The organism is Desemzia sp. FAM 23990 (assembly GCF_045528485.1).
Lineage (GTDB): Bacteria > Bacillota > Bacilli > Lactobacillales > Carnobacteriaceae > Desemzia.
This window is the reverse complement of record NZ_JBGQQW010000009.1, coordinates 88,527-95,252: the sequence shown is the minus strand read 5'-3', so window position 1 is coordinate 95,252 and position 6,726 is coordinate 88,527. Positions and strand designations below refer to the sequence as shown.

8 protein-coding genes and 1 riboswitch are annotated in these 6,726 nt (G+C 37.3%); of the genes, 1 reads left to right on the top strand and 7 read right to left on the bottom strand.

Annotated features, from left to right (window positions below; all coding sequences use genetic code 11):
- Positions 1–215: 215 nt before the first annotated feature.
- Positions 216–920, bottom strand: a complete 705-nt coding sequence (locus tag ACEN4I_RS05505) for an O-methyltransferase (protein ID WP_407096737.1) — start codon at positions 918–920, stop codon at positions 216–218.
- 131 nt (positions 921–1,051) lie between these two features.
- Between ACEN4I_RS05505 and cbpA the strand changes: the two genes are divergently transcribed.
- On the top strand, positions 1,052–1,687 hold the full coding sequence (cbpA, locus tag ACEN4I_RS05500; RefSeq protein WP_407102253.1) for a cyclic di-AMP binding protein CbpA: 636 nt from the start codon (positions 1,052–1,054) through the stop codon (positions 1,685–1,687).
- Between the two features lie 102 nt (positions 1,688–1,789).
- On the opposite strand, the gene ACEN4I_RS05495 is transcribed toward cbpA, so the two are convergent.
- The 6 genes from ACEN4I_RS05495 to ACEN4I_RS05470 all read right to left on the bottom strand — a co-directional run bounded on the left by ACEN4I_RS05495 (position 1,790) and on the right by ACEN4I_RS05470 (position 6,493).
- Positions 1,790–2,281: a QueT transporter family protein gene (locus tag ACEN4I_RS05495; protein WP_407096735.1), complete on the bottom strand. Its 492-nt coding sequence runs from the start codon at positions 2,279–2,281 to the stop codon at positions 1,790–1,792.
- A 7-nt stretch (positions 2,282–2,288) separates the two neighbouring features.
- Positions 2,289–2,334, bottom strand: a riboswitch (PreQ1 riboswitch).
- A gap of 132 nt (positions 2,335–2,466) precedes the next feature.
- Positions 2,467–2,823, bottom strand: coding sequence for a type II toxin-antitoxin system PemK/MazF family toxin (locus tag ACEN4I_RS05490; protein ID WP_407096734.1), 357 nt, complete (start codon positions 2,821–2,823; stop codon positions 2,467–2,469).
- 24 nt (positions 2,824–2,847) lie between these two features.
- On the bottom strand, positions 2,848–3,099 hold the full coding sequence (locus tag ACEN4I_RS05485; protein ID WP_407126255.1) for a hypothetical protein: 252 nt from the start codon (positions 3,097–3,099) through the stop codon (positions 2,848–2,850).
- Positions 3,100–3,241: 142 nt separating this feature from the next.
- Positions 3,242–4,363 carry an alanine racemase gene (alr, locus tag ACEN4I_RS05480; protein ID WP_407096732.1) on the bottom strand — a complete coding sequence of 374 codons (1,122 nt, stop codon included), beginning with the start codon at positions 4,361–4,363 and terminating at the stop codon, positions 3,242–3,244.
- A 23-nt stretch (positions 4,364–4,386) separates the two neighbouring features.
- A complete protein-coding gene (gene acpS / locus ACEN4I_RS05475) occupies positions 4,387–4,737 on the bottom strand; it encodes a holo-ACP synthase (protein ID WP_407102255.1) in 351 nt (116 codons plus the stop codon).
- 202 nt (positions 4,738–4,939) lie between these two features.
- Positions 4,940–6,493: a DEAD/DEAH box helicase gene (locus ACEN4I_RS05470; protein WP_407102256.1), complete on the bottom strand. Its 1,554-nt coding sequence runs from the start codon at positions 6,491–6,493 to the stop codon at positions 4,940–4,942.
- Positions 6,494–6,726: the final 233 nt, after the last annotated feature.

The window sequence follows — 6,726 nt, the reverse complement described above, 5'->3', positions numbered from 1 at the left end:
GCCTTGGGCTTCCTTCAGATTCCACCTCACGGTGGACACCCTTGCCGTCAGCTATATGCTTACCACTGTCAGGTCGCATTCGGGACTTGCACCCGTTAGAGTTCGCCCATGCTGGGCGAACGAAAAACCTCTACTGTTATTAATTCTAGAATTAGCAGAGGCTATTTCTAAACGAATAAACGGTCAACTTGACCTAGTTTTTAAAGGTATCACTTCTATTTTTTATTTAATAAATAAGAAAAGTCTGTTTCGTCTTTCTTTACGATTAGAAGCAAACCATCACCTAAAGGCAGTAAGCTGGATTCTATAGAAGGATGTTTCATCACAACATCCAAGAAGAGATTCAATTTGCGGTGAATCGTACGTACTTTCCGTGGAATGTTTTCTTTAGGTTCTAGTATTGTACCGCCTTGAAGAACATCATCAACAATCAACATGCCCCCGACTTTTAGCAATCTCATACATTCTGGTAAAAAATCATAATACTTTGATTTGGCACTATCCATGAAAATAAGATCATACGGCCCTTCTAAAGTAGGAAGTATATCTGCTGCGTCTCCCTCCAACAATGTAACTTTATCGGTGATGCCTTGTGCTTCATAATTCACTTTAGCTTCTTGGAACATCTTTTCATAGCGATCAATAGTAGTTACTTGTCCCTTTTCTCCTACATGTTGAGCCATTAAACTAGACGAAAACCCAATCGCCGTTCCAATTTCTAAAATCTGCTTCGGTTTTAATTGTCCTAAAAGCAAATTTAAGAAAACAACTGTTTCATGCGGGATGATCGGGACTCTTCTTTCATGTGCGTCTTGTTCGATCTCACCTAATTTTCCCGCTAATGGTTTTTGTGCATTTCGTAAAAATTCTCGAACATCATTATTGATAACTGGTCGATCCATCATTTCATTCTGATTCATTATTTTTCCTACTTTCTTCAATTAATTGCATCATTTACTATTTGTCTGAAAAAATTATATCAAAAGAACTGTTTAGAAAACTGATAATGTGTTATTATCAAATTAAATAAAGGTTAAAGGAGAATAGCAAAATGCTCATTAAATCACTCTGTATCCCCAAAAAAAGTTTAACAACTGTTAATGAAGACGTCACACTTCAAGAAGCTATTGAGATCTTAGAAGAATCCGGCTATCGGTGCGTTCCTATCCTAGATGAGAGCGGTCAAATTTTCCGAGGCAATATTTATAAAATGCATATCTATCGTCACAAAGCCAACGGTGGAGACATGAATTTACCTGTAACTCATTTGTTAAAAAACGCTACTAAATACGTCCATTTGAATGACTCTTTCTTTAATATCTTCTTCTCGATCAAAGAACTGCCTTATATTTCTGTACTTGATTCTGATAATCATTTTTATGGTATTTTAACACATAGTTCTTTACTTTCCATGCTACAACAATCCTGGAGTATTGACAATGGAAGTTTTGTACTGACTATTGCTTCTGCTGGACAAAAAGGAGATTTGGCAAATATTTCAAAAATCATTAATAAATTTGCTTCTATCTCTAGTTGTATCACGTTAGATGTTGAACGTGAAGATTTGATTCGTCGTACGATCATTACTTTAGAACCTGGAGTAACTGAAGAGACCGTCAATCAAATTTCAACCGCTTTAGATAAAAAAGGATTCCGTGTCATTGAAAAAGAGAGTTTAAATAATTAATCTTTTGTTTTAATAGCCAATAGATTTTCTTTACTAGCAAAACATCCCTCAAAGACTGACCGGTCTTTAAGGGATGTTTTTTTAGTGGACTGTTGCGTATTTTTATTTGGTTTCTAATCGTTTAGAGAAATGGACTTTATCATCTAATACTTTCATTATCGGAGCACCCAAGCCCATAATAACCAATTCCCCAAAAGCAACTGAGGCATAATTCAACCAAAACGGCGCATTAAAAGCGAGTTTTAATTCCCAAGCAATAATTCCGGAAAAAAGGATAAACATTAAGGTATTGATAGCCATCTTAATCCATACATTTGTCGTTTTACGTGTCAGCAAAAGCATCGCACCCAACGAAATCAACGAATGCGCCGTTCCAAAGATGATGTCATACCACCCTAATGGTGAAAAAAGATTGGCGATAAAAACACCTGCTACGATTCCGATAATGTATTTACGGTTAAAAACCGCTAAATGGTTAAAAATTTCCGATATTCTGAACTGAACAGCTCCATACGCTATTGGAGCAATCACCGAAGTGACAGCTACATATAGTGCTGCGACAATGGCATTGATTACCATAGTTTTTACTTTCATCTATTTGTTCCTCCTAGTTTTTTTTCGTGGGATGGTCGACGAACCACGCTGTTTTCAACTTTATTATCATAACATCCCCTTTTTCAAAAAACAATGTCTTCCACACTCATTTAAACCAAAAAAGAGCCTCTCTCGCAAATGAAATTCATTTGCAAGATCGACTCTTTAGAATAAGTAGATTTAAGTTAAGTACTGAATTTGCTTACTAAACCAAGACTAACTTCAATAGCTTCATTGATTTCTTTCATTGTCGCATAATCTAAATGAGTTACTTTTTCCCGTAGTCTTTGTTTGTCTATTGTACGTATTTGCTCTAGCAACACCACTGAATCACGTTCTATGCCATGCTTTTCAGCTGAGATTTCTACATGGGTCGGCATTTTTCCTTTTTGTATCTTAGCAGTTATTGCTGCAACAATAACAGTAGGACTATAATGATTTCCTACATTATTTTGCACCACAAGCACTGGCCTCATGCCGCCTTGTTCTGAACCTACAACTGGGGATAAATCAGCGTAATATATGTCCCCACGTTTAACCATAGGTACCTCCTCCTGCAATACCTGCTAGTATTGGGAAAGGACTTCTTTCTCGCATTCTTCAAACTCATTACAAATATCAAGATTGATTCCAGCCATTTCCGCATAACCATTGCGCAGGGTATCGATTATATTTAGTTTTTCTTTAACAAATTTTGTCATAAAACAGCTTACTAGTTCTTTTTCTTCTAGTTCCTCCAAAGCGCAATATTCTTGTACTTGTTCGTAAAGATCCGCTTCTAATTGTATTTCAACAACTTTAAACTCTTTATTGCTCATGAATTTGCCTCCTAAAGATTACCAAGTACCCAATAAGCTAAAAAACCAAGCTTTAGCTTATAGTAACATGTAATCTAAAACATTAAAATAGGTTTTTCGAGAATCTATTTAATGTTCAAAACTCATTCACAAACTATTATTCTTAATGGACATATCTTCTTTTTACTCTTGATGAAATACCACAAGCTATTTCATAATGGATCGTATCCATTTTATCCGCAATTTCTTGCAATGTAATTTCTTCTTGTCCGCTTTTCCCTACCAAAACAACTTCAGTTCCAATAGGAGTTTCTTCTGGCAGTCGAATCATACATTGATCCATACAGATCCTTCCTACAATCTCGCAACGATTACCATTCACTAATACTTCTTGACCTTGTAGACCGCGAAGCCAGCCGTCTGCATAACCGATAGGAAGCGTCCCAATCCACTCTCCTTCTTCAGCTTGGTAAGTAGCTCCATAGCTGATAAAATCTCCTTGATGCATTTGTTTAACATGAATCAATTCGCTTTTCAATTGTAAGACTGGTTTTAATTGATACGGGGGGGGAATAAGATTACCTGAAGGATTTAAACCATACATTGCGATTCCAAATCGAATCAATTTCGATGAGTTGCTTGGATGATATAAAGTCGTAGCACTATTTGCAGTATGAACTATTTCAGGTAGTTTATCAAATGATTTGATTAAAACATTAAACCGTTCTTGCTGTTGAATAAACAGCGTATTGTCTTCACTATCCGCTGTTGCAAAATGCGTAAATACTCCTTCTAAAAAGAAGTGTTCACTTTTATGTATTTGTAGCTCCGACTCTTTAACTTCTTCTTCAGTTCTAAAACCGATTCTTCCCATACCGGTATCTAATGCGATATGTACAGCAACTGAACCTATGATGTTTTTCTGACGCAAAACGGATTCAGCTTCTTCAATCCAATCCAAACGCCCAATCGTCACACTTAATTGATTTTCCACAATAAGATCCGCATACTGTGGATCTACTAAACCTAAAATCAAAATCGGCTCCGTAACACCTGCTTCTCTTAATTCAACGGCTTCATCCAATAATGCCACACAAAAACCATCTACCTTTGCCTCTTGAGCTGTTTTTGCAACTTCTACAGCCCCATGACCATAGCCGTCAGCTTTTACTACTGCATAAAGTAAAGAAGCATCAGTCAAACGTTTTTTTTCTTGCTCTATATTCCAACGAATGGCGTCTTTGTCTACAACGGCAACTGTATTTCGGTATTCTCCTGCAACCAAGCTACTCTTCCTTTCCTATTCATTCAATTTTCCAACACTACTTGTGCCGCAGCAATTGAATCTGTATGGGTAATACTCAAAAAGACATTCCCATCAAATGGGCTCTTTGTAACTACAGGTTTGCCAGATGCATCAGGTAAGATCTCAATATCCTTAAAGCCCAACTTCCCAATCCCAGTCCCCATTGCTTTTGAATAAGCTTCTTTTGCCGCATATCGTCCTGCTAAAAACTCCATCTGTCTTTTCCCTTTTAACAAGGAAAAAATGTTATGCTCCTCCTCTGTTAAAACTCGTGATGAAAATGTGTTCTTTCTATTATACGCATTTTCGATCCGGTTTATTTCTGCAATATCCAATCCTATCCCTATAATCATGTTTAACTCCTTTGAAGCAGTCATTCTTGTTTTCTCTTTAGTATACACCTCTAAAGAGGCATTTGAATAGCAATAACACTTCCTATTTATAGTATTTTATTATTTCTTAATAAATCCATTTTTACACTTCTATTGTTTTTCTGTCATCGTTAAAATGCAAAAAAGAGAACAGAAAATCTGCTCTCTTTTGCGTACGGATAGATTATTTTTGACGAATCGTGAAGTCACGTTTACCGTTTCCTGAACCACGACGGTCGCTTTTTTTCTTATCTGATGAACCTGATGAACCTTGGCGTTTGTCTGAGCTATAACGTTTTTCGCCACTGCGGCTGTTGCCACCACGACGATCGTTACGTTTTCCGCCACCACGACGGTCTCCGTAGTTTTTGCCTTTTGAACGACTACGGGCTGCACCGCCGCCACCTTTATGAGACTTGCTTGGCAATGGACGTTCTGGAGTGATTTTCACTGGAATTTCAGTGGAATCTTTAATCGTACTCTTCAAGAATGCTGCAGCTAAATCTTCAGCTGAGAATTCTTCCAATAGAGTATGAGCAGCTTTTTCGTACCGTTCCAAGTCATTTTTATCGATCAATTCTTGGATTTGATCCATTGCAGCTTTGATTTGTCCTTTGTATGCTTCAGCATCTGAAGGTGGACGCAATGGTGTCATTGCTTTACGAGTTAAGTTTTCGATCGTACGCAGGTAACCCATTTCATTTGGTGTAATGAAAGATACAGACATACCTTCTTTACCTGCACGACCAGTACGGCCGATACGGTGAACATAACTTTCAGGATCTTGAGGAATGTCAAAGTTGTAAACATGAGTTACACCTGAAACATCTAGTCCACGAGCTGCTACGTCAGTAGCTACTAAGATATCTACTCTACCTGATTTGAAAGCTTTTAATACACTCATACGTTTTTGTTGAGAAAGGTCGCCGTGGATTCCTTCAGCACGGTATCCGCGCATTTCCAATCCTCTAGCGATTTCGTCCACGCGTCTTTTAGTACGACAGAAAATGATAGACAATTCTGGTGTCTGAACGTCGAACAAACGAGTCATGATATCGAATTTTTCGAAATCTTTACATTTCACGAAGTATTGATCGATCAATGCACTTGATAATGTTTTTGTTTTGATTTGAACGTGTTCAGGATCTTTCATGAACTTAACGCCAATACGTTTGATGGCAGATGGCATTGTTGCTGAGAACAATAATGTTTGGCGTGCAGCTGGAGTTTCTTGAATAATACTTTCGATATCTTCAATGAATCCCATGTTTAACATTTCATCTGCTTCATCAAGAACCAATGTTTCTACATTGTTTAATTTCAATACTTTACGTTTGATTAAATCCAATAAACGTCCTGGAGTTCCAACGACAATATGTTGTCCGTCTTTTAATCCACGGATTTGGCGACTAATGTCAGCTCCACCGTAAACAACTTGAACTTTGACTTTTTTATCGCGGCTCAAACGGAATAGTTCTTCTTGTGTTTGAATAGCTAATTCTCTTGTTGGTGCGATAACTAATCCTTGAACATTGTGGTTTTTGTTATCGATTTTTTGCAACATTGGTAAACCAAAAGCAGCTGTTTTACCAGTTCCTGTTTGAGCTTGTCCAATAACGTCTTTTCCTTCTAATGCCAATGGAATGGTTTGTCCTTGGATAGGTGTTGCTTCCTCGAATCCCATTCTTTCGATTGCTTTAAGCAAATCTGGTGCTAATCCTAATTCTGAAAATTTCAACTAATTTTCCTCCCGTATTTTTGAAAACCGAAAGAGAGTTTTTGCAAAAAAAAACAGGTTTTTCGTTGATCTTCATCAAGGACACCTGCTATGGTCAGTCTTTATAAAATCCTGGCAACTGAGCTCTGTTGTTACCAGCAGTTTCTTCTCATATCAAAGGCTTGTATTTACAAGCTACTTATTTTCTGCGTTTCTGAGCTACTTAAACCCTCAGTGTTTTCATTACTTTTATT